Raw genomic sequence first — 22454 nt, 5'->3', positions numbered from 1 at the left:
AGGACTCGCCGGTAGCGGTCCACCCCTCGCCCAAAGCCTTGGCGAGCAACGGTTCCGCGACCACGAGCCGCTCGTTACCGTCCGTCGCGACGACGTAAGTCACGTCCGGATGCACAGCCACCGCAGTGTTGGACACGAGTGTCCACGGCGTCGTCGTCCACACCAGCAGCGCGGCCTGTGGGCTCTCGCCGTCGCCCGCCAGCGGGCCTGAGGTCAGCGGGAAACGCACGAACACCGACGGGTCGACGACCGTCTCGTACCCCTGCGCGAGTTCGTGGTCGGACAGGCCGGTACCGCACCGCGGGCAGTACGGAGCGACGCGGTGGTCCTGGACCAGCAGCCCCTTGTCGAAGATCTGCTTGAGCGACCACCACACCGACTCGATGTAGCCGGGGTTCATGGTCCAGTACGCCTCGGACAGGTCGACCCAGTAACCCATCCGCTCGGTCATCTTCTCGAACTCGCCGACGTGCCGCTTGACCGACTCGCGGCACTTGGCGTTGAACTCGGCGACGCCGTAGGCCTCGATGTCCTGCTTGCCGGAGAAGCCGAGCTCCTTCTCCACGGCCAGCTCCACCGGCAGCCCGTGGCAGTCCCAGCCGGCCCGCCGCTCGACCCGGAAGCCCTTCATGGTCTTGAAGCGCGGGAAGATGTCCTTGAAGACGCGGGCCTCGACGTGGTGGGTGCCCGGCATGCCGTTCGCGGTCGGCGGTCCCTCGTAGAAGGTCCACCGCGGACCGTCGGCGGTGGCTTCGACGGACTTGCGGAAGACGGAGTGGTCGCGCCAGAAGCCGAGCACCTCGTGCTCCATGGCCACAAGGTCCACCTGGGCGGGTACCTGGCGATACATGGTCTCTGCCGTCCCTCTCACTCGCGAGCGTGCCCGAGGTCGTCGGACACAGTGGTCGCGAAGGGACGAGGCGCCCGCGCCGCGTTCTGCACACGGCGGCGGGATTCCCGCGGTACCACCCTTCTTGGCCCGGAAGCGCCACTGCGCGCGGGTCCAGGCCCTCTCGTTGCGCTGCCCGGCCGGTTCTACTGAGCGCCGCGGTGCGCCTCACGGCCACCTGCTGCGCGGTTCTTCCGGCGGCTCCGGGGTGATTTTCGCGCCGTACCCGCCGCCAGGCTCACACCGTCCCTGGCTCGCTCGCGGCTGCACGCGGCGTTACTGTCCCCATCCACGCCTGTTCGGACTGCGGTACATAGTGTAGGGCCATGGCTCGACCGAAGCCGCATCATTTGCCGTCTGGGGGCGACGGACCGGCCCCCGCCCTGCGCATCGCCATCCGCGTGAAGCCCGGAGCGAGCAGGACGAGGGTCGGCGGGACGTACGGCACCGACGGCGCTCAGGCCGCGCTTGTGGTGGCGGTCTCGGAGCGCGCGGTGGACGGCAAGGCGACCGAGGCGGCGCTCAAGGCGCTCGCCGAGGCGCTGGGCGTCCCGCGGCGCGACGTCCGGCTCGTGTCCGGTGTCACCAGCCGAGACAAGGTGGCCGAAATCTCGGATCCACCGGCCGGGACGGGTGAGCGGCTGAACACTCTTCGCGCAGGTTAAACCGGGTGCCTGCGGGGGTCACTCGCGCGGCCTACCAGCCTGGCGGAAAAAGTTCTTTGCCGTTTCGTGATTAGCGATGGAGGCGGCCGGGCACCAATCGCACGCGTAACCCGTTGTGCGGAATGGGTGACGGGCGTCGGAGCGCTTCCCCACCCGCACCAAACGCCCGCACCCGAGCCGCCCCGGTAGCTTCCCTTTCGCCGTCCGGAGCGGCCGTTTCCGATCTGAGAGCGAGGGATGCATCCGTGAGCACCGCGCGCAATTCCGCCCCCGCCGCGTCACCGGCGATTTCCGCTCCGGCCGCGAAGAAGGCCGGTAAAAAGACGGCGGCCAAGCCTGCGCAGCGCCCTGCGGCCTCGGGCCCGGCGAACAAGGTGCCCGCCTCGCGGGGTGGGCGGGCCGCGGCCGCGAAGCCCAAGACCGAGGTGCCGACGGCGCCGGATCCCGCGCTCGTGGCGGCCAACGGCGCGGCGGGCCGCGGCGCCCCGGGCGAGCTGCCGGTGCGTCCCGGCGAGGACCCGTGGACCGAGGCCGAGGTCGCCGAGGTGGAGACCGACCTGCGCGCCGAGGTCGACCGGCTGCGCGCGGACGTGGAATCGGCCGACACCGCCCTCGCCGACCTGCTGCGCGACGCCAGCGACGGCGCCGGGGACGACCAGGCGGACGCCGGGTCCAAGAACTTCGAGCGCGAGCACGAGATGTCGATCGCGGCGAACGCGCGGGAGATGCTGGTGCAGTCGGAGCGGGCCCTGGCCCGGATCGCGGCCGGCGCCTACGGCGCGTGCGAGACCTGCGGCGAGCCGATCGGCAAGGCGCGCCTCCAGGTGTTCCCGCGCGCCACGCTGTGCGTGGGCTGCAAGCAGAAGCAGGAGCGCCGCTACTAGACCGCCGGCCGCAGCGGGTCCGTCCGGTGCGCGACTTTCTCAGCTCTCGCTGAGAGCACCGGGCGCGACCAGGTAAGGTCGCCGCGTGGAACGTATGGACACCGCACACGGGCAGGATGCCGCGCCGGCGGCCGAAGAGGACCGCACACCGGCCGCGGAGCAGGCGCATCCCGCGCAGCTCGAAGGCCCAGGGGACGACGTTCCTCCCGCCGGTTCGGGACGGCGGGTGCGCCGCGTCGGCGTGCTGCTCGCGGTCGCTGCGGCCATCTACGCGCTGGACGCGGCGAGCAAGGCGATCGTGGTCGCGACGATGCACTACGGCCAGCCGATCAAGCTGTTCGGCCCGGCGCTGCAGCTCGACTACACCCGCAACCCCGGCGCGGCGTTCTCCGTCGGCGAGGCGTACACGATCATCTTCACCGCCATCGCGGTCGGAGTGATCGTGGTGATCCTGCGGCTGGCCCGGCGGCTGTTCAGCCTGCCGTGGGCCATCGCGCTCGGGCTGCTGCTCGGCGGCGCGCTCGGCAACCTCACTGACCGGATCGCCCGGGCGCCGGGGATCTTCCGCGGCTGGGTGGTCGACTTCATCCAGCTGCCGCACTGGCCGATCTTCAACCTGGCCGACTCGGCGATCTGCGTAGGCGGCGCGCTGATGGTGCTGCTCGCGTTCCGCGGGCTGCACCCGGACGGCACCGACGAGCGCGCCGTCCAACAGGCCCAGGCCCAGGCGCGCAGCGCCGCTCAGGACCGGCAGGAGCCGGCCGAGTCGGGCGACGAGGCGGACGGAACCGCCGCGTGAGCACGGGAACCCTGCGCTCGCTCCCGGTTCCGGACGGCCTCGACGGCGAGCGGGTCGACGCCGCGCTGTCCCGGATGTTCGGCCTCTCCCGCACCAAGGCGGCGGACCTCGCCGCGGACGGCCGGGTCATGATCGACGGCTCGGTCGTCGGCAAGTCGGACAAGGTCCGCGGCGGCGCCTGGCTCGAGGTCGAGCTGCCGCCGCCCCCGGTCCCGGTGGAGCAGACCGTTCCGGAGCCGGTGCCCGGCATGCGGATCGTGCACGACGACGAGCACATCGTGGTGGTCGACAAGCCGGTCGGCGTCGCGGCGCACCCCAGCCCGGGCTGGCTCGGCCCGACCGTGGTCGGCGGCCTCGCGGCGGCCGGCTACCGCATCTCCACCTCCGGCGCGGCCGAGCGGCAAGGCGTTGTGCACCGGCTCGACGTGGGCACCTCCGGCCTCATGGTGGTCGCGAAGTCCGAGCTGGCGTACACGCTGCTCAAGCAGGCCTTCCGGGAGCGCACCGTGGACAAGACCTACAACGCGCTGGTGCAGGGCCACCCGGACCCGATGAGCGGCACGGTCGACGCGCCGATCGGCCGCCACCCCAAGCTGGACTACAAGTGGGCGATCACCGCCGACGGCAAGGACTCGGTCACCCACTACGACACGATCGAGGCCTTCCGGCACGCGACCCTGCTCGACATCAAGCTGGAAACCGGCCGCACCCACCAGATCCGGGTCCACATGTCGGCGCTGCACCACCCCTGCGTCGGCGACCTGACCTACGGCGCCGACCCGGCGCTCACCAAGCGGCTCGGCCTGTCGCGGCAGTGGCTGCACGCGGTCCGGCTCGCCTTCGAGCACCCGGGCACCCGCGAGCGCGTCGAGTTCGAGTCCCCGTACCCTGACGATCTTCAGCACGCGCTCGACGTGATCGCCGCGGAGAGCTGACGCAGTGTCGGACGCCGTGTCGGACGAGGCCGTCAGGCCAGCCGAGGACGGGGCGCAGCGTGCCGATTCCGCGCCGACCGGCTGGCTCGTGTTGATCTACCGCATCCCGTCCGAGCCGACCCGCCTGCGCGCGACCGCCTGGCGCCGACTCAAAGGCTTGGGCGCGATTTACCTGCAGAACTCCGCCGCAGCCCTGCCCGCAAGCGCCGCCGCCGAGCGGGCGCTGCGCAAGCTGCGGCACGAGATCGGCGAGATGGGCGGCAGCGCGGTGCTGCTGTCGTGCACCGCGCTGGCCGGCGAGGGCGAGGTGCTGGCCGCGTTCCAGGCCGCGCGGGACGACGAGTACGAGGAGATCATCGACAAGTGCCAGGACTTCCTCGCCCAGCTGGACAAGGAGTACAAGGCGCGGCACTTCACCTACGCCGAGCTCGAGGAGAACGAGGAGGACCTGGTCAAGCTCCAGGGCTGGCTGGCCAAGGTGACAGACCGGGACGTGTTCGGCGCGCCGAAGCGGTCCGCCACGCTCGAGGCGCTGGGCACCTGCGAGCGGGCGCTGGAGGAGTACGCGGCGCGCGTCTACCGGGAAGAGGGCGAGGGCCAGTAGCGGCAGCGCCCTGGCCCGCGCCTCGCGATCACCGCTTGCGGCGGGCCCGCCACAGGCTCCACGGCAGCACGAGAACCACCGCCGCCGGCAGGATCCACCAGGCCGGAACGGAACTCTTGCTCACCGCGAAGGTGACCGCCAGCGCCGCGACGACGAAGACCGCGACCCGCCAGTCGTCGCCGACGATGAAGTCGTACCAGAAGGCGCCGAAGGCCTTCAGCCGCGCGATCATGACTCCTCCATCCGCAAGGCGGCCGAGGCCGGGACGACGGCGGTCTCGCGCGGCGGCGCCGACTGACGCAGCACCGCGACGAGCCCGAGCGCGAAGAGCGCCACGACCGGCGCGATCACCAGCAGCGCCGCGTCGTCGCCGGGCCAGTGCGCGTCCGCGCCCTGCGCGCCCCAGAACATCCCGAAGCTGGTGAGCATCACGCCGACCACGAACTTCAGCGTGTTCTCCGGCACCCGCGAGAGCGGCGCCTTGATCGCCAGCCCGACCAGCGTGACCACCGCGATCGCGGCCAGCGCGGCGACCGCGGCCAGCGGCACGTCGTGCTGGTTGCCGCCGAAGGTGATCGCGATGAACGCCACTTCGAGCCCTTCGAGCAGTACGCCCTTGAACGAGAGGGTGTAGGCGTACCAGTCGGTGACCACCCAGCGCCGCTCGGCCTGCGCCTCGCGCGCCGCGGCCAGCTCCCGGTCGAAGATCGCGTCCTCGTCGTGCAGGTCCTTGTGCCCGCTGGCCCGCAACACCGCCTTGCGCAGCCACTGCAAGCCGAAGACCAGCAGCAGCGCGCCCACGATCAGGCGCAGCGCGCCCAGCGGGATCGCGGTCAGCGCCGGGCCGAGCGCGGCGACGATGGCGGCCAGCACGATCAAGGCGCTGACCACGCCCTGTCCCGCCGAGCGCCAGCCGCGCGCGGTACCCGCCGCCAGCACGATCGTCAGCGCTTCGACCGCCTCTACCGCGCAGGCCAGGAACACCGCGGCGAAAAGAGCACCCCCGGTACCGGTCATCGACCCTCCTCGCGACTGCCTCGGAAACTGCGTGTGCCACGTTCTTCGCGGCATCCTAACAGCCGTTAGTTGCGCCTCATAACGGCGCTGGACGGGGAATTCGAGCGGTCCGGTATAGTGGGATTTCCGGCGGAGGGGCTCGCCGTCAACCGCCGCAGCCGGGACGCCGCGGCCAACGGTCCCTACTCGAACGAGGTAATGCGAGTAGGAGAGGTGTACCCGATGGTCCACAAGCCGGAACACGACCCCGAGGCCGCGATCGACGGCAACCATCATCTGCCGATCGACCCGGACGTCCAGGTCGAGTCGGCCGAGAAGACCCAAGCCCACACCCCAGAGCGCCACCGGCACGAGCGCGTCCTGGCGGCGATCGCGATCGGCGGCTTCCTCGGCGGCGTGGCCCGCTACGAGATCGGCCTGGCGTTTCCGACCGCGCACGGCACGTTCCCGGCGACCACCTTCACGGTGAACGTCGCCGGCTCGTTCATCCTGGCCCTGCTCACCGTCTTCGTGCTGGAGATCCTGCCGCCGACCGTGTACGTGCGCCCGCTGCTGGGCGTCGGCTTCTGCGGCGCGCTGACCACGTTCTCGACCTGGATGCTCGACACCGACCGGCTGCTCGGCGCCCACGACTACGGCGCGGCCGCGGGCGACGTGCTCGGCTCGCTCGCCGCCGGGCTCGCCGCGACCAGCCTCGGCCTGACCGTGGGGCGCGCGATCGTCGCGCACCGCGAGCGCAAGCTGGCCGAAGAACTCGAGGGCGCGCAGGAGCACCAGCTGGTCCCGGCTCAGGGCGGGTCGCGATGAGCCGACAGCACGCCTCCACCGCTATCAAGCCGTGTATGACCGACGTCCGGACGGAGGCCGCCTGATGCTCGCTGTCGCCGTCGGGCTCGGGGCCGCGTTCGGCGCCGTCCTGCGCTACGTGCTCGACCAGGCCGTCGCCCGCCGCCGCGCCGGGGTGTTCCCGGCCGGCACCTGGCTGATCAACATCAGCGGCTCGCTGGTGCTCGGCCTGCTCGCGGGCCTGGCCGCCCACCACGGGCTGGCCACCAGCGCCGTCGCGATCGTCGGCACCGGGGTCTGCGGCGGGTACACGACCTTCTCCACCTTCAGCTTCGAGTCCGTGCGCCTCATGGAGGAGGGCTCGGGACTCGTCGCGCTGGCGAATCTGGCCGGAAGCGTCGCTGCCGGGCTCGCCGCCGCGGCGGTCGGCCTGGCCATCGGCCTGGCCTGACAAGTGCCTTACACAAACTAGCTGCTCACTGCTCCGGAACTCGATTTTCTGTCAGTGGGGGAGCGCTAGGATTTCGCCGTGGCTGACTCCTTCGTGCACCTCCACGTACATACCGAGTACTCGATGCTCGACGGAGCCGCCCGGCTCAAGGACATGTTCAAACGGGCCGTCGAGCTGGAGATGCCCGCGGTCGCCATGACCGACCACGGCAACCTGCACGGCGCGCACGACTTCTTCAAGCAGGCCACCGGCGCCGGGGTCAAGCCGATCATCGGCATCGAGGCGTACGTCGCGCCGGAGACCAGGTACACCGCCAAGCCGGTGCTCTGGGGCCAGCCCAGCCAGAAGTCCGACGACGTGTCTGCTTCGGGCTCTTATACCCACATGACGATCTGGGCGGCCAACGCCCGCGGCCTGTCGAACCTGACCAAGCTCTCCTCCCGCTCCTACACCGAAGGCTTCTACCGCAAGTGGCCGCGCATGGACCGCGAGCTGCTCGCCGAGCATCACGAGGGCCTGATGGCCACCACCGGCTGCCCGTCCGGCGAGGTGCAGACCCGGCTGCGGCTTGGCCAATACGAGAAGGCCCGCGACGCCGCCGCCACGTACCAGGAGATCTTCGGCCGGGACAACTACTACCTGGAGCTGATGGCGCACGGGCTGGACATCGAAGCCCGGGTCCGCGAAGACCTGCTGCGCATCGGGCGGGAGCTGAACATCCCGCCGGTCGTCACCAACGACTCGCACTACACCTTCCGCGAGGAGTCGGTCTCGCACGACGTGCTGCTGTGCATCCAGACCGCCGCCAACATCGACGACCCGAACCGGTTCCGCTTCGGCGGCGACGGCTACTACCTCAAGAGCGCGGACGAGATGCGCGCGGTCGAGGACAACGAGGTCTGGCTCGAAGGCTGCCGCAACACCCTGCTGATCGCCGAGAAGGTCGATACCAGCGGGATGTTCACGTTCAAGAACCTGATGCCGCGGCTGCCCCCGCCGAACGGGCTGACCGAGGACGAGTGGTTCCGCAGGCTCGCCTACGAGGGCCTTGACCGGCGCTTCCCCGGCGGCTACCCGGACACCGAGGTCTACAAGCAGCGGCTCGAATACGAGCTCGGCATCATCACCCAGATGGGGTTCCCGAGCTACTTCATCGTGGTCGCGGACTTCATCAACTGGGCCAAGGACAACGGCATCCCGGTCGGCCCGGGCCGCGGCTCGGCGGCCGGCTCGCTGGTCGCCTACGCGCTCGGCATCACCGACCTGGACCCGATCCCGTACAACCTGCTGTTCGAGCGGTTCCTCAACCCCGACCGCGTCTCGATGCCCGACATCGACGTCGACTTCGACGACCGCCGCCGGGCCGACGTGATCCGCTACGTCACCGAGAAGTACGGCGAGGACAAGGTCGCCCAGATCGCCACCTTCGGCACCATCAAGGCCAAGGCCGCCGTGAAGGACTCCTCGCGGGTCCTCGGCTATCCCTTCGCGATGGGCGACCGGATCACCAAGGCGATGCCGCCCGCGGTGATGGGCAAGGACATCCCGCTTTCCGGGATCTTCAACCCGGAGCACCCGCGGTACGCCGAGGCCGGCGAATTCCGCTCGCTCTACGAGTCCGACGCCGACGTGCGCAAGGTCGTGGACACGGCCAAGGGCATCGAGGGCCTGATCCGGCAGCCCGGCGTGCACGCGGCCGGCGTGATCATCTCCGCGGAGCCGATCACCGATTACGTGCCGGTCATGATGCGCCCGGCCGACGGCGTGATCATCACGCAGTTCGACTACCCGACCTGCGAATCGCTCGGCCTGATCAAGATGGACTTCCTCGGGCTGCGCAACCTGACCATCGTCGACGACGCGGTGCGCAACATCGAGCAGTCCACCGGCACCAAGATCGACCTGCTGAAGATCCCGCTGGACGACAAGCCCACCTACGAGCTGATGAGCCGCGGCGACACGCTCGGGGTGTTCCAGCTCGACGGCGGCCCGCTGCGCTCGCTGCTGCGGCAGATGCGCCCGGACAACTTCGAAGACGTCTCCGCCGTCATCGCCCTGTACCGGCCGGGCCCGATGGGCGCCAACTCGCACATCAACTACGCCGAGCGCAAGAACGGCCGCCAGCCGATCACCCCGATCCACCCGGAGCTGGCCGAGCCGCTGCGCGAAGTGCTCGACGTCTCCTACGGCCTGATCATCTATCAGGAGCAGGTCATGGCCGCCGCGCAGGTGCTCGCCGGGTACACGCTCGGACAGGCCGACCTGCTGCGCCGGGCGATGGGCAAGAAGAAGAAGGAGGTCCTGGACAAGGAGTTCGTCCCGTTCTCCGAGGGCATGCGCGCCAACGGCTACTCGGACGTGGCGATCAAGACCATCTGGGACATCCTGGTCCCCTTCGCCGACTACGCGTTCAACAAGGCGCACTCGGCGGGCTACGGCCTCGTCGCGTACTGGACCGCGTACCTGAAGGCCAACTACCCGGCCGAGTACATGGCCGCGCTGCTCACCAGCGTCAAGGACGACAAGGACAAGTCCGCGATCTACCTCGGCGAGTGCCGCCGCATGGGGATCAAGGTGCTGCCGCCGGACGTCAACGAGTCCGACGCCGACTTCACCCCGCGCGGCCAGGAGATCCGCTTCGGCCTCTCCGCCATCCGCAACGTCGGCGCCAACGTGGTCGAGTCGATCCGCAACGCGCGCCGCAGCAAGGGCCGGTTCACCTCCTTCCAGGACTTCCTGAACAAGGTGGACGCGGTGGTCTGCAACAAGCGCACCATCGAATCGCTGATCAAGGCCGGGGCCTTCGACTCGCTCGGCCACGCCCGCCGCGGCCTGCTCGAACAGCACGAGCGCGCGGTGGACAGCGTGGTCGAGGTCAAGAAGCAGGAGGCCATAGGGCAGGACTCGCTCTTCGGCGCGCTGCTCGGCGAGGACGAGAAGTCCGCGGCCCCCGGCCTCGAGCTGGAGTTCTCCACGACCGAGTGGGACAAGGGCATCCTGCTCGGCTACGAGCGGGAGATGCTGGGCCTGTACGTCTCCGACCACCCGCTCTCCGGCCTCGAAGGCCTGCTGGCGGCGAAGTCGGACGCCTCGATCGCCACGCTCAACGCCGAGGCGCAGATGTACCCGGACGGCGCGACCGCGACCATCGGCGGGATCATCAGCGGCCTGCAGCGCAAGATGACCAAGCAGGGCAACCAGTGGGCCATCGCGACGATCGAGGACCTGGAGGGCTCGATCGACGTGATGTTCTTCCCGAACAGCTACCAGCTCTACGCGACCGCGCTGGCCGAGGACGCGGTGGTGCTGGTCAAGGGCAAGGTCGAACGGCGCGAGGACGTGCCGCGGCTCATGGCGATCGAGCTGAACGTGCCGGACCTGGCGCAGGCCGAGGCCAACCAGCCGCTGGTGCTGCACGTGCACGACTCGAAGATCACCCCGGCCTCGGCGCCCCGGCTGCGCGAGGTGCTGGCCAGCCACCCGGGCATGACGGAGGTCAGGGTGCGCATGCGCGGCCGGACCTCGACCACGGTGCTGAAGGTCGGCGACCACCTGCGGGTGACCCCGTCCCCGGCGCTGATGGGCGACCTCAAGGCGCTGCTCGGCCCCTCCTGCCTGGGCTAGCGAACAGGGAGACTTGTCTGTGCCGGCGGGACGAAAACGCAGTCGGGCGCGTCCGGAACGGGGCGCGTCCGGCTAGTGCAGGGTCTCGCCCCGCGCCAGCATCTCCACGAACTTCTCGATGCGCGCGGCGCGGGTCTGCGGCCGCTTCGCGTCCTGGATGCGGTACAGCACGGCGTACCGGTTGGCGCCGGTCAGCGTCGCGAAGAACTCGGCCGCATTCGGGTTCGCGTCGAACGCCGCCTGCAGGTCCGGCGGCACCTGAGCCACGGACTGCGCTTCGTACGCGCGCTCCCACCGGCCGTCGGCCTTCGCCGCCTCGATCTCCCGCAGCCCGGCCGGCTGCATCCGGCCGGCCGCGATCAGCTCCTGCACCTTCTCGGTGTTCACCTTCGACCACCGGCTGCGCGCCCGGCGCGGCGTGAAGCCCTGCAGGAACCACGTCTCGTCGAACGAACGCTTCTGCCCGTCGATCCAGCCGAAGCACAACGCCTCTTCCAGCGCCTCGGCGTAGGTGACCGTCGCGATGCCGCTGTCCTTCTTCGCGATCTTCAGCCACACCCCGTCAGGCGTGTCCGCATGGTGCTCGGCCAGCCAGGACGCCCAGAGCCGCGCGGAGGCGAAGGGCAGGATCAGTCGGTCCATGCCTCCCATCGAAGCACGCGCCACCGACACAGTCCGCTAACGAGCCCGACCCCCGCGCGACAAGCTCAGGTTGCCGTGAAAAGCTGGCCCCGATGAGCACTGAGACGCCATGGCCGCCACCCCTGCCGTCGCCGCACTCCGACGAGGATCCGCGCGTGCCGTTCCTGCGGCGGCCCGAGGCGCGTTACGACGCCGCCGCCTTCGCCGTGGTGGCCGGGGCGAGCGTGCTGCTGTCCCTCGGCGTCGGGGCGCTGTGGCGCGAACTCTCCCCGGCGGTGCTCGGCGTGGTGAACCAGGGCGGCGTCTACTACGCGGCCCCGGAGGGCAAGACCTTCGTCGCGCGCGACGGCTGGTTCGCCCTGTTCGCCTGCGTCGCGGCGATCCTGCTCGCGCTCTTCGCCTTCCTGCGCTACCGGCGCGGCGGAAGCGTCGGCGCGGCGATAGCGCTCGCCGCCGGCGGAATCGGGGGCGGCTATCTGGCCGCCTGGTTCGGCGCGATCATCGGCCCGGGCGGGGGTTCGATACTCACGGCCGCGCACGGTGTGGCCAACGGCGCGACCTTCGACCTGCCGATGTCGGTGCGCGCCATCGGCGTGATCTGGCTGTGGCCCGCCGTCGCGGCCGGCGTGTTCTTCTTTCTGATCCTGCTGTTCGGCCCTTCCGATCCGGAACCGGAGCCGCAGCTCTTCCCCGGCTGGGGAGCGCAGGAGAGCGGTCTGCCGCCGGACGCGTACCCGCTGCCGTTCAACGCGGCGCCGACGGGACACAACGGCAACGGAGTCGTGCCGGGCGGCCACCTGCCCACAGCCCCCTCGTCGGACGAACCGTCAGACGGGCAGCCCACGCACCCCGATCAGCGTTCTGACTGAACCTGGCCCCGGGCCTAGGCCTGAGCCTGACGCGTGGCCTGCCACTCGTCCAGCAGAGCAGGCACCCGGCTGCGCACGAACGCGAAGAAGTCCCGCATTTCGCCGACCCGCTCGCCGACCGTCGTGTCCGGCCCGCCGACCGCGCCGAGCACCTCGTCGGCCGCCGAGATGACCAGGTCGTAGAACTGCACCGCGGTGGCGGTGCCCGCGTACCAGGTGTGATCGCGCAGCCGGTAGAGGTCGCGGCGCGAGCCCGGGACCGGTTCGCGCACCACGAAGCCGAGCTGCCCCAGGTATCGCACCGCGCCGGAGATCGCGGCCGCGCTCGCGTCCAGCCGCTCGGCCAGCTCGTTCGCCGTCAGCCCCGGCGCCTCGGCGGTCATCAGCGCGAACAGCACCCGCGCGGCCATCCGCGGAAAGCCCCAGTCGGCGAACAGCAGCGCCAGCCGCTCGACGAAGCCGCGCACCGCCTCCTCGTCCCGTGTCGTCACTGTCACCATCACATTTTATACGCTTCAGTGGTTTCACAAATTAGTGAAATCAGAGTAGCTTGCCGCCATGGAGGCTGCGGCGGGAAGGACGGGGCGGCGGTGACGCGGGAAACCGGGGCGATCGAGATCGCCGGACTGCGCAAGGACTTCGGGCGCACCCGCGCCCTCGACGGACTGGACCTACGCGTGCAGCGGGGCGAGGTGCACGGCTTCCTCGGTCCGAACGGCGCCGGCAAGTCCACGACCATCCGGGTTCTGCTCGGCCTGCTGCGCGCGGACGCCGGCACCGTCCGCCTGCTCGGCGGCGACCCCTGGCGCGACGCGGTGTCCCTGCACCGGCGCCTCGCCTACGTGCCCGGCGACGTCACCCTCTGGCCGAACCTGACCGGGGGAGAGGCGATCGACCTGCTCGGCGAGGTGCGCGGCGGGTTCTCCGCCAAACGCCGCGACGACCTTATCGACCGCTTCGAGCTCGACCCGCGCAAGAAGGGCCGCACCTACTCCAAGGGCAACCGGCAGAAGGTCGCCCTGATCGCGGCCTTCGCCGGGGAGCCCGAGCTGCTCATCCTGGACGAGCCGACCTCCGGCCTCGATCCGCTGATGGAGGCGGTGTTCCGGCAGTGCGTCGCGCAGGCGCGCGAGCGCGAGGCGACCATCCTGCTCTCCAGCCACATCCTGTCCGAGGTGGAAGAGCTCTGCGATCGGGTCTCGATCATCCGCTCCGGGCGGACCGTGGACACCGGCAGCCTCGCCGACCTGCGGCACCTGTCCCGCACCACGATCGTGGCCGAGCTGGCCCACGCGCAGGCGGTGGACCTCGCCGCGCGGCTCGGCGGCGCACCCGGCGTGCACGAATTCGCGCTCGAGGACTCGACGGTCCGCTGCCAGGCCGACCCGGAGGCGCTGGAAACGGTGCTGCGCGCGCTGACCGAGGCGGGAGTACGCACCCTGACGAGCCGCCCGCCGACGCTCGAAGAGCTGTTCATCAAGTACTACGCTACGCAGCGGCCGCAGGACGAGGACGATCAGGCGGCGGCGATCCGATGAGCACGTACGCACCTGTCGCGCCTGCCGCGCATTCGCGGACCTGGCAGGCGAGCCCGTTCGCCGGTACCCGCGTGCTGCTCAAACTTGCCGCGCGCCGCGACCGGATCATGCTGCCGGTGTGGGTCTACGCGCTGCTCGCCACCTCGGCCTCGACGGCGTACAGCTTCAAGAACCTCTACAGCACCGAGGCCTCGCGCAGGGAATTCGCCGCGGTCATCAACGCGACGCCGTCGACGATCGCGATCTACGGCCGGGTCACCTCGACCTCGCTCGGCGGCATCACCGCCTGGCGTATCGCGGTCCTGGCGGCCACGCTCGCCGGAGTGATGTCGATCCTGCTCGTCGTGCGGCACACCCGAGCCGAGGAGCAGACCGGACGACAGGAGCTGCTCGGTGCGACCGCGATCGGTCACCGTGCGCCGCTCGCCTCGGCCCTCAGCGTCGCGCTCGTCGCGAACGTGGGCGTGGCGCTGGGTACGAGCGTGGTGCTTCCGTTCCTCGGCTGCACCTTCCCCGGGGCGCTGGCGCTCGGCCTCGCGATCGCCTGCTGCGGCTGCCTCTTCGCGGGCCTGGCCGCCGTCACCGCGCAGATCGCGGAGAGTTCGCGCACCGCCAACGGCATCGCGTGCGCGGTGCTCGGCGCTTCCTTCCTCGCCCGGGCCGCCGCCGACGCGAGCGGCTACGGCTGGCTGATGTGGTGCACACCGCTCGGGTGGGTCGAGCGCGTCGACGCGTACGGCGCGAACCGCTGGTGGGTCCTGGCGCCGCCCCTAGCGTGCGCCCTGCTGCTCACGCTGGTGGCGGTCCGGCTCGCGGCGGGCCGCGACCTCGGCTCAGGACTGCTGGCGACCCGCGACGGGGCCGAGCGCGCCGGCCGCGATCTGGGCGGTCCGTTCGGCCTGGCCTGGCGGTTGCACCGGGGCGCGCTGCTCGGGTGGTCGGTCGGATTCCTCCTCGGCGGCCTGGTGATCGGGTACATCGCCAAGGACATCGGCGGCGTGCTGACCTCCAGTGCGCAGATGGTCAAGATCATCGACGAGATGGGCGGACAGCAAGGGCTCATCGATGCCTACCTGGCCGCCTGCGCGGGCATTTTCGGCCTGGTCGCGTCGATCTACGCGGTGCAGACGACGCTGCGCGCGGGCGGCGAGGAAAGCGCCGGTCGTGCGGAACCCCTTCTGGCCACGCCGATCGGACGGGTGCGCTGGGCGGCCAGCCATGTCGGTTCCGCGCTCCTGGGCACGGCCGTGCTGCTGGTGGTCGGCGGATTCGGCGCGGGGCTCGCACACGGCCTGCGCACGCATGACGTATCCGGCCAGCTGCCGCGGCTGATCGGCGGCGCGCTGGCGCAATGGCCGGCCGCGATCATCGCCGCAGCGATCGCCGTGGCGCTGTTCGGCGCGCTGCCCCGATACGCTGCCGCCGCCTGGGCAGCGCTCACCCTTTTCCTGCTGCTCGGCCAGCTCGGACCGGTACTGAAGCTGAGTCAGGCCGTGATGGACGTCTCACCGTTCACGCACGTGCCGAAAGTGCCCGGCGGCGCGTTCTCCTGGACACCGCTCGGATGGCTGGCCCTGCTCGCGGGAGCCCTCATCTGGCTCGGCCTCGCCGCCTTCCGGCGCCGCGATCTGCAACTGGGCTGACACGAACCGAGTTCCGTCCCGCCCAGCGGGACGATCTTCCCCGTCAATCACGCCCGATCGCGGCGGTGCGCGCTGAAGTGAGCCGCACCAGGTCCGCGGGCGCCAGCTCGATCTCCAGGCCGCGGCGGCCCGCCGAGCAGAACACCGTCTCGTATGCGAGGGCGGATTCGTCGACCACCGTGGGCAGCTTCTTGCGTTGGCCGAGTGGCGAGATGCCGCCGAGTACATAGCCCGTCGTCCGCTCGGCCGCCGCCGGATCGGCCATCGCGGCCTTCTTGCCGCCGGCCGCGTTCGCCAATGCCTTGAGATCCAGCTGTCCTGAAACGGGCACCACGGCCACCACGAGCTTGCCGTCCACGTCCGCGAGCAGCGTCTTGAACACCCGCTCGGCCGGTACACCCATGGCCTCGGCCGCCTCGGTGCCGTAGGACTGAGCGCCCGGATCGTGGTCGTAGGCGTGCACGTCGAACGACACTTTGGCCTGCGTCAACGCCACTGTCGCCGGAGTTCCCTTTGATGCGGCACCTTTGGACGCCGCCTTGTTCGCCATGCCGGGGAGCTTAGCGCCCATCACGGCCCCGGCCGCAGGCCGTTTTTCGGTGCCTAAGGGTCTAAGTGCCTAGCGGTCGCGGCGCAGCAGATCCACGGCCGGCAGCGTTCGCAGCTCCTTGATGAGCAGGGTCTCCCGGCGCAGCAGGGCCTGTTCCCGCTGGAGCCTGCTAGCCGTGTCCGGCGTGGCCAGCAGCCTCTGCTTGTCCCGCAGGTCGAGCACCATCGCCGCGGCGATCAGATACGACAGCACGGTGGGGTCGTCCGGCAGTTCCGGGATGCTGCCGGTGCGCACCCCGCGCAACCCTGCGAGCGCGCGCTGATAGCCGAGCAGCAGCGCCGTGCTCGACGTCTTCAGCGCCTCGGCCCGCGCGTCCGAGGGCTCCTCCAGATACTCGACCTCGCCGATCAGGTACGCCCCGCTGGTGTCGACGTCCAGCAGCCGGAACCGCTGCACACCGGTCGTCACCAGCGAATAGCGGCCGTCCTCGTGCGCCTCGAGCGCCGAGATCCGCGCGGTGCAGCCGATGTCGTACACGCTCTCCACGGACTGCGCGCCGACCTCCCGGCCGTCTCGGATCGCCACGACCCCGAACTGCCGCGCCTCGCCCTCGGGCAGCTCGCGGAGATCCGCCACCATCTTGCGGTAGCGCGGTTCGAAGATGTGCAGGGGCAGCACCACGCCCGGAAAGAGCACCGATCCCAGGGGGAAGAGCGGCAGCGTGGTGGCCATGCGCCTAGCCTAGAGCGCTTAGCTGAACGTACGCAGGCGACACAACCAGCAACACCGGTTACCCGGCACACGCCTCCCAGCGTGTCGCGATGCGGGGCGTGAGAACCCGGAACCGGACACGGACGATCACGGTCCGGTCACTCGTGCGGGTCGGCTGATCGTCCGCAGGGCGGAATACTCGGCGACGGCCATGACCAGTGGAACTACACTGGGCTGGTGATCACTCGTATCGATTTGCGGGGGATGGACCTGCTCGGGGGCTCCCTCGACCTGCGCACCCTGGTGCCGCGGGCCGAACTGGACGTCGAGACGGCGCTCGAGGCCGTGCGGCCGATCTGCGAGGACGTGCGCGTCCGCGGCGAGGCGGCGCTGATCGAATACGGGGAGCAGTTCGACGGCGTCCATCTGGAGTCGGTCCGGGTGTCCCGCGAGGCGCTGGCGAACGCGCTCTCCAGCCTGGACCCGCAGGTCCGCGCGGCGCTTGAGGAGTCGATCCGGCGTGCCCGCAAGGTACACACCGACCAGAAGCGTCGCGACGTGCGCACCCAGGTCGTGCCCGGCGGCGCGGTCACCGAACGCTGGATCCCGATGGACCGGGTCGGGCTCTACGTGCCCGGCGGCCGGGCCGTGTACCCCTCTTCGGTGGTCATGAACGTGATCCCGGCGCAGGTCGCCGGGGTCGGCGCGATCGCCGTCGCCTCCCCGCCGCAGAAGGAGTTCGGCGGCCTGCCGCACCCGACGATCCTGGCCGCGTGCGCGCTGCTCGGCGTCGAAGAGGTCTACTCGGTCGGCGGCGCGCAGGCCGTGGCGATGTTCGCCTACGGCGCGGGCCAGGGCGCGACCCGCTGCGCGCCGGTCGACCTGGTCACCGGTCCCGGCAACATCTACGTCACCGCCGCCAAGCGGCTACTCAAGGGCCGCATCGGCATCGACGCCGAGGCCGGGCCCACCGAGATCACGATCCTGGCCGACCTGACCGCCAGCCCGGCGCACGTCGCCGCCGATCTGATCAGCCAGGCCGAGCACGACCCGCTGGCTGCCGCGGTGCTGGTCACCGACGCGGTCGCGCTGGCCGAGGCGGTCGAGCTGGAACTGGCCAGGCAGGTGCCGGCCACCAAGCACAGCCAGCGCATCACCGCCGCGCTCGGCGGCCGCCAGTCCGCGATCGTGCTGGTCGACGACCTGGAAGCCGGGCTCGCCGTGGTCAACGCCTACGCCGCCGAGCACCTGGAGATCCAGACCTCGAACGCGCGCGTCGTGGCCGGCCGGGTGCGCAACGCCGGGGCGGTGTTCGTCGGCCCGCACTCGCCGGTCTCGCTCGGCGACTACTGCGCCGGCTCGAACCACGTGCTGCCCACCGGCGGCTGCGCCTGCCACTCCTCGGGGCTTTCGGTGCAGTCCTTCCTCAAGGGCGTGCACATCGTCGAGTACACCGAGGCGGCGCTCAGCGAGGTCGCGCACCACGTGGTCGCGCTGGCCAACGCGGAGGACCTGCCGGCGCACGGCGAGGCGGTGACGATCCGCTTCCCGCACGAGCAGCAGCAGGCTCGGCGCGAGGACGACTTCGGATCTCAGTACCCTGAGTTTTCTGCCGCTGACGCTCATGCCGATTCGGCGTCGGCACCGGCACCGGCGTCGATCTCCGATGCGGACACCGAGCAGGAGCTGCGCTGGTGACGACGACCCAGGGCGCCCCGATCTCCTGGCAGGACCTGCCGATACGCGACGACCTGCGCGGGCTGAGCCCGTACGGGGCGCCGCAGCTGGACGTGCCGGTGCTGCTGAACACGAACGAGAACCCTTACCCGCCGCCGCCCGAGCTGATCGCCGACCTGCGCGACGCCGTCACCGCCGCGGCCACCACGCTCAACCGCTACCCGGACCGGGACGCGGTCGAGCTGCGCAAGGACCTGGCCCAGTACCTCGGCCACGGGCTGACCGCCGCGAACCTGTGGGCCGCCAACGGCTCCAACGAGGTCATCCAGCAGATCCTGCAGTGCTTCGCCGGCTCCGGCCGGGCCGCGCTCGGGTTCGAGCCCTCGTACACCATGCACCGGCTGATCGCGCTGGCCACCGGCACCACCTGGATCGCCGAGCCGCGCGAGGCAGACTTCAGCCTGGACCCGGCCAAGGCGGTCGCCGCGATCCGGCGGCACCAGCCCGACTTGGTCTTCCTCACCTCGCCGAACAACCCGACCGGCACGGCCGCGCCGATGGAACTGGTGGAGGCGGTCGTCGACGCCGCTCCCGGCATCGTCGTGATCGACGAGGCGTACGCCGAGTTCTTCCGCCCCGGCACCGCCTCGGCGCTCACCCTGCTCCCGGGTCGGCCGCGGCTGATCGTGACCAGGACGATGTCCAAAGCGTTCGCGATGGCCGGCGCACGCGTCGGTTACCTCGCCGCCGATCCCGCCGTGATCGACGCACTGCTGCTCGTCCGGCTCCCGTACCATCTCTCCGCGCTCACGCAGGCGGCAGCGCGTACCGCGCTGGCTCACGTCGATGCGCTGCTCGGTACTGTGGACGCGGTAAAGGCGCAGCGCGACCGGATCGTGAGCGAACTGACCGCGCTCGGCCTCCCGGTCGTTCCCTCGGACGCGAACTTCGTCGCTTTCGGCGTGAACGGCGCGTCGGAGAGCGGTGACGCTCGCCGCGACAGCAAGGCGGTCTGGCAGGCGCTGCTGGATCGAGGCGTTCTGGTCCGCGACGTCGGGCTTCCCGGGATGCTGCGTGTCACCGCCGGGACGCCCGAAGAGACCGGCGCGTTCCTGGCCGCACTGAAAGAAGTACTGCACTGAAGGAGATTCTGTGAGCGACGACTCCCCGCGCCGTCGCGTCGGCCGGGTGGAGCGGGCCACCAAGGAGTCCACCGTCCTGGTCGAGATCGACCTCGACGGCAGCGGCTCGGTGGACGTGGAGACCGGCATCGGCTTCTACGACCACATGCTCGCCCAGCTCGGCAAGCACGGTCTGTTCGACCTGACCGTGAAGACCACCGGCGACCTGCACGTCGACTCGCACCACACCGTCGAGGACACCGCCATCGCGCTCGGCACCGCGTTCCGCAAGGCGCTGGGCGAGAAGGCCGGCATCCGGCGGTTCGCCGACTGCTGGGTGCCGCTGGACGAGGCCGCCGCGCACGCGATCGTCGACCTGTCCGGCCGGCCGTACCTGGTGCACAGCGAGCCGGAGCGGATGGCCCCGATGATCGGGTCCTACGACACCACGCTCACCCGGCACATCTTCGAGTCCTTCGTCGCGCAGGCACAGATCTGCCTGCACATCGACGTGCCCTACGGCCGCAACGCGCACCACATCGTCGAGGCGCAGTTCAAGGCGGTCGCGCGGGCGCTGCGCGACGCGTGCGCGTTCGACCCGAGAGTCGTCGGCGTGCCGAGCACAAAGGGCGTCCTATGACCGGCAGTTACGCGGCCGCGTTCCTGATCTTCCTCGGCCTGTTCCTGATCGGTGGCGTGATCTCCTTCGCCAAGCAGGGCCTGCCGAAGGTCCTGATCGGGATCCTGGGCGTGTGCGCGGCGATGGCCATCGCGGCCGGCGTGCTGCGCTGGAAGTGAGCGGACCACCGGTGAAGCACGTCGCGATCCTCGACTACGGCTCCGGCAACATCCGCTCCGCCGAACGCGCCGTCGCGCGGCAGGGCGTCGAGGTGACCGTCACCTCCGACTTCAACGCTGCGATCGAGGCGGACGGCCTGTTCGTGCCCGGCGTCGGCGCGTACGCGGCCTGCATGGACGGGCTGCGGTCCGTGCGCGGCGAGCGGATCGTCGGCCGCCGGCTGGCCGGCGGGCGCCCGGTGCTCGGCGTGTGCGTCGGGATGCAGATCCTCTTCGAGCGCGGCATCGAGCACGGCGTCGAGACCGAGGGCTGCGCCGAGTGGCCCGGCACGGTCGAGCGGATCGACGCCCCGGTCGTCCCGCACATGGGCTGGAACACGCTGGAGCTCCCCGCGGAAAGCCGCATGTTCGCGGGCCTGCCCGGGGACACCCGCTTCTACTTCGTGCACTCCTACGCCGTGCAGGACTGGCACCTCAACGACACCGGGCCGCTGCGCACTCCCAAGGTCGCCTGGTGCAAGTACGGCGAGCGCCCGTTCGTCGCCGCCGTGGAGAACGGCGCGCTGTGGGCCACCCAGTTCCATCCGGAGAAGTCCGGCGACGCGGGCGCGGCCCTGCTCGCCAACTGGGTGTCCACCCTCTGATCCGCCCGCCCAAGACCTTGCCCCCAAGAGAAGAGTGCGCACACATGCCGAAGCTCGAGCTCCTGCCCGCCGTCGACGTCGAAGGCGGCCAGGCGGTCCGGCTCGTCCAAGGCGAGGCCGGGACCGCGACCGGATACGGCGACCCGCTGACCGCCGCGCTCGCCTGGCAGCAGTCCGGAGCCGAGTGGGTCCATCTCGTCGACCTGGACGCCGCCTTCGGCCGGGGCAACAACCGCGAGCTGCTGGCCGACGTGGTCGCGCGGCTGGAGGTCAAGGTCGAGCTGTCCGGCGGCATCCGCGACGACGACTCGCTGCGCGCGGCGCTGGCCACCGGCTGCACGCGGGTGAACCTCGGCACCGCGGCGATGGAGCAGCCCGCGTGGGTGGCCAAGGCCATCGCCGAGCACGGCGACCGGATCGCGGTCGGCCTGGACGCGCGGCTGGAGAACGGCGAATGGCGGCTGCGCGGGCGCGGCTGGACCAGCGACGGCGGCGAGCTGTTCGCGACGCTGGAGCGGCTGGACCGCGAGGGCTGCGCCCGCTACGTCATCACCGACGTGAACAAGGACGGGATGCTGCAAGGCCCGAACATCGAACTGTACCGGGCGGTGTGCGCGGCGACCGGCCGGCCGATCGTGGCCTCCGGCGGCGTGTCCAGCCTCGATGATCTCAAGGCTCTGCAAAGCCTCGTCCCGCTCGGTGTGGAGGGCGCTATCGTGGGCAAGGCCCTGTACGCGGGCGCATTCACCCTCGAACAGGCGCTGGAGGCGGTTTCCCGATGAGCGTGAAACGGTACAACTCGGGAGGTCCCTTCGAGGAGAAGTTCGGCTACTCGCGATTGGTCGTGGCCGGCCAGCACGCGTACTGCTCCGGCAGCACGGCGGTCGTGGACGGGATCGTGAACCACGAGGGCGACCCGTACAACCAGGCGCTCACTGCCTTCAACGTCGCGCTCAAGGCTCTGTCGGAAGCTGGTTTCTCCCGCGCGGACGTCGTGCGTACCCGTATGTACGTCGTGCACCCGCGCGACATGGAAGCGGTCGGGCGTGCCCACAAGGAGCTGTTCGATGCGGTACGGCCTGCGGCGACGATGGTCGTGGTCTCCAAGCTGATCGACGCTCAGATGCTCGTCGAGGTCGAACTCGACGCTTACCGGGAGGCTCGCTGATGAGCCTCGCCGTGCGCGTCATCCCGTGCTTGGACGTGGACGCCGGGCGGGTCGTCAAGGGCGTCAACTTCGCCAACCTGCGCGATGCCGGCGACCCGGTCGAGCTGGCCGCCGCCTACGACGCCGCGGGCGCGGACGAGCTGACCTTCCTGGACATCACCGCCTCCTCCGGTGACCGCGAGACCACCTACGAGATCGTGCGGCGCACCGCCGAGCAGGTCTTCATCCCGCTGACGGTCGGCGGCGGCATCCGCACGGTGGAGGACGCTCGCCGGATGCTGCGGGCCGGTGCCGACAAGGTGGGCCTCAACACCGCGGCGGTGCAGCGGCCCGAGGTGATCTCGGAGATCGCGGCCGAGTTCGGCGCCCAGTGCGTCGTGGTCGCCATCGACGCCCGCCGCGTCCCGGCGGCGCCGGCGCGGCCGGAGGCCGCCCCGCC

25 protein-coding genes and 1 pseudogene are annotated in these 22454 nt (G+C 70.8%); 19 read left to right on the top strand and 7 right to left on the bottom strand.

The genetic code is table 11. From position 1 onward, the window contains the following. The coding region (locus VFB40_RS01625) for a class I tRNA ligase family protein (protein WP_324847439.1) at nucleotides 1-850 on the bottom strand (850 nt) is incomplete at its 3' end. Nucleotides 851-1272: 422 nt separating this feature from the next. On the opposite strand from VFB40_RS01625, the gene VFB40_RS01620 reads away from it, so the two are divergent. The 5 genes from VFB40_RS01620 to VFB40_RS01600 all read left to right on the top strand — a co-directional run bounded on the left by VFB40_RS01620 (nucleotide 1273) and on the right by VFB40_RS01600 (nucleotide 4776). Then, complete coding sequence (locus VFB40_RS01620; RefSeq protein WP_414642000.1) at nucleotides 1273-1554, top strand: DUF167 domain-containing protein; 282 nt, start codon at nucleotides 1273-1275, stop codon at nucleotides 1552-1554. A 245-nt stretch (nucleotides 1555-1799) separates the two neighbouring features. Beyond that, nucleotides 1800-2438 carry a TraR/DksA family transcriptional regulator gene (locus VFB40_RS01615; protein ID WP_324847437.1) on the top strand — a complete coding sequence of 213 codons (639 nt, stop codon included), beginning with the start codon at nucleotides 1800-1802 and terminating at the stop codon, nucleotides 2436-2438. 94 nt (nucleotides 2439-2532) lie between these two features. After that, nucleotides 2533-3237, top strand: a complete 705-nt coding sequence (gene lspA / locus VFB40_RS01610; RefSeq protein ID WP_324847440.1) for a signal peptidase II — start codon at nucleotides 2533-2535, stop codon at nucleotides 3235-3237. Further along, entirely contained in the window at nucleotides 3234-4172 is a 939-nt protein-coding gene (locus VFB40_RS01605) for an RluA family pseudouridine synthase (RefSeq protein ID WP_324847436.1), read from the top strand. The genes lspA and VFB40_RS01605 overlap by 4 nt, the downstream gene beginning before the upstream one ends. A 4-nt stretch (nucleotides 4173-4176) precedes the next feature. Further along, nucleotides 4177-4776: a Chromate resistance protein ChrB gene (locus VFB40_RS01600; protein ID WP_324847435.1), complete on the top strand. Its 600-nt coding sequence runs from the start codon at nucleotides 4177-4179 to the stop codon at nucleotides 4774-4776. A 28-nt stretch (nucleotides 4777-4804) separates the two neighbouring features. On the opposite strand, the gene VFB40_RS01595 is transcribed toward VFB40_RS01600, so the two are convergent. Then, entirely contained in the window at nucleotides 4805-5008 is a 204-nt protein-coding gene (locus VFB40_RS01595) for a hypothetical protein (RefSeq protein WP_324847434.1), read from the bottom strand. Next, entirely contained in the window at nucleotides 5005-5793 is a 789-nt protein-coding gene (locus VFB40_RS01590; protein WP_324847433.1) for a COG4280 domain-containing protein, read from the bottom strand. Before VFB40_RS01590 ends, VFB40_RS01595 begins: the two co-directional genes overlap by 4 nt. Nucleotides 5794-6015: 222 nt before the next feature. Between VFB40_RS01590 and VFB40_RS01585 the strand changes: the two genes are divergently transcribed. The 3 genes from VFB40_RS01585 (at nucleotide 6016) to dnaE (ending at nucleotide 10654) form a co-directional block, all read left to right on the top strand. Then, entirely contained in the window at nucleotides 6016-6600 is a 585-nt protein-coding gene (locus VFB40_RS01585) for a fluoride efflux transporter FluC (RefSeq protein WP_324847432.1), read from the top strand. A 64-nt stretch (nucleotides 6601-6664) separates the two neighbouring features. Beyond that, the gene (gene crcB / locus VFB40_RS01580) at nucleotides 6665-7030 is read left to right on the top strand and encodes a fluoride efflux transporter CrcB (protein ID WP_324847431.1); all 366 of its coding nucleotides are present in this window, start codon (nucleotides 6665-6667) and stop codon (nucleotides 7028-7030) included. Between the two features lie 78 nt (nucleotides 7031-7108). Next, entirely contained in the window at nucleotides 7109-10654 is a 3546-nt protein-coding gene (dnaE, locus tag VFB40_RS01575; RefSeq protein ID WP_324847430.1) for a DNA polymerase III subunit alpha, read from the top strand. Between the two features lie 72 nt (nucleotides 10655-10726). On the opposite strand, the gene VFB40_RS01570 is transcribed toward dnaE, so the two are convergent. Beyond that, complete coding sequence (locus VFB40_RS01570; protein ID WP_324847429.1) at nucleotides 10727-11296, bottom strand: YdeI/OmpD-associated family protein; 570 nt, start codon at nucleotides 11294-11296, stop codon at nucleotides 10727-10729. A 92-nt stretch (nucleotides 11297-11388) separates the two neighbouring features. Here VFB40_RS01570 and VFB40_RS01565 point away from each other — a divergent pair, with 92 nt between their 5' ends. After that, on the top strand, nucleotides 11389-12165 hold the full coding sequence (locus VFB40_RS01565; RefSeq protein WP_324847428.1) for a hypothetical protein: 777 nt from the start codon (nucleotides 11389-11391) through the stop codon (nucleotides 12163-12165). A 14-nt stretch (nucleotides 12166-12179) separates the two neighbouring features. On the opposite strand, the gene VFB40_RS01560 is transcribed toward VFB40_RS01565, so the two are convergent. Beyond that, nucleotides 12180-12665, bottom strand: a complete 486-nt coding sequence (locus VFB40_RS01560) for a GbsR/MarR family transcriptional regulator (RefSeq protein ID WP_349261298.1) — start codon at nucleotides 12663-12665, stop codon at nucleotides 12180-12182. Between the two features lie 90 nt (nucleotides 12666-12755). Between VFB40_RS01560 and VFB40_RS01555 the strand changes: the two genes are divergently transcribed. Together VFB40_RS01555 and VFB40_RS01550 are read left to right on the top strand one after the other, a co-directional pair. Continuing rightward, nucleotides 12756-13703, top strand: a complete 948-nt coding sequence (locus tag VFB40_RS01555) for an ABC transporter ATP-binding protein (RefSeq protein WP_324847426.1) — start codon at nucleotides 12756-12758, stop codon at nucleotides 13701-13703. Next, nucleotides 13700-15346, top strand: coding sequence for an ABC transporter permease (locus VFB40_RS01550; protein WP_324847425.1), 1647 nt, complete (start codon nucleotides 13700-13702; stop codon nucleotides 15344-15346). The genes VFB40_RS01555 and VFB40_RS01550 overlap by 4 nt, the downstream gene beginning before the upstream one ends. A gap of 43 nt (nucleotides 15347-15389) precedes the next feature. Here the strand turns inward: VFB40_RS01550 and ybaK are convergent, their stop codons facing one another. Then, nucleotides 15390-15896, bottom strand: coding sequence for a Cys-tRNA(Pro) deacylase (ybaK, locus tag VFB40_RS01545; protein ID WP_324847424.1), 507 nt, complete (start codon nucleotides 15894-15896; stop codon nucleotides 15390-15392). 69 nt (nucleotides 15897-15965) lie between these two features. After that, nucleotides 15966-16628, bottom strand: a complete 663-nt coding sequence (locus tag VFB40_RS01540; protein ID WP_324847423.1) for an LON peptidase substrate-binding domain-containing protein — start codon at nucleotides 16626-16628, stop codon at nucleotides 15966-15968. 216 nt (nucleotides 16629-16844) lie between these two features. Here VFB40_RS01540 and hisD point away from each other — a divergent pair. The 8 genes and pseudogenes from hisD to hisF all read left to right on the top strand — a co-directional run. Next, nucleotides 16845-18176, top strand: a pseudogene (gene hisD / locus VFB40_RS01535) (histidinol dehydrogenase); the annotation flags it as partial. Nucleotides 18177-18301: 125 nt separating this feature from the next. Next, nucleotides 18302-19426 (top strand): histidinol-phosphate transaminase, encoded by a 1125-nt coding sequence (locus VFB40_RS01530; protein ID WP_324847421.1) that lies wholly within the window; start codon nucleotides 18302-18304, stop codon nucleotides 19424-19426. A gap of 10 nt (nucleotides 19427-19436) precedes the next feature. Next, a complete protein-coding gene (hisB, locus tag VFB40_RS01525; protein WP_324847420.1) occupies nucleotides 19437-20045 on the top strand; it encodes an imidazoleglycerol-phosphate dehydratase HisB in 609 nt (202 codons plus the stop codon). After that, complete coding sequence (locus VFB40_RS01520) at nucleotides 20042-20203, top strand: CG2302 family histidine operon protein (RefSeq protein ID WP_324840246.1); 162 nt, start codon at nucleotides 20042-20044, stop codon at nucleotides 20201-20203. The genes hisB and VFB40_RS01520 overlap by 4 nt, the downstream gene beginning before the upstream one ends. A gap of 11 nt (nucleotides 20204-20214) precedes the next feature. Then, nucleotides 20215-20847, top strand: coding sequence for an imidazole glycerol phosphate synthase subunit HisH (gene hisH, locus VFB40_RS01515; RefSeq protein WP_324847419.1), 633 nt, complete (start codon nucleotides 20215-20217; stop codon nucleotides 20845-20847). Nucleotides 20848-20891: 44 nt separating this feature from the next. Further along, nucleotides 20892-21629 (top strand): bifunctional 1-(5-phosphoribosyl)-5-((5-phosphoribosylamino)methylideneamino)imidazole-4-carboxamide isomerase/phosphoribosylanthranilate isomerase PriA, encoded by a 738-nt coding sequence (gene priA / locus VFB40_RS01510; RefSeq protein WP_324847418.1) that lies wholly within the window; start codon nucleotides 20892-20894, stop codon nucleotides 21627-21629. Beyond that, on the top strand, nucleotides 21626-22015 hold the full coding sequence (locus VFB40_RS01505) for a RidA family protein (protein WP_324847417.1): 390 nt from the start codon (nucleotides 21626-21628) through the stop codon (nucleotides 22013-22015). The genes priA and VFB40_RS01505 overlap by 4 nt, the downstream gene beginning before the upstream one ends. Continuing rightward, the coding region (hisF, locus tag VFB40_RS01500; RefSeq protein WP_324847416.1) for an imidazole glycerol phosphate synthase subunit HisF at nucleotides 22015-22454 on the top strand (440 nt) is incomplete at its 3' end. The genes VFB40_RS01505 and hisF, both read left to right, overlap by 1 nt.

Origin of the sequence: Actinocrinis sp. (assembly GCF_035650855.1) — a bacterium.
Classification (GTDB): Bacteria; Actinomycetota; Actinomycetes; order Streptomycetales; family Catenulisporaceae; genus Actinocrinis.
This window is presented reverse-complemented; position numbering and strand designations above follow the sequence as displayed.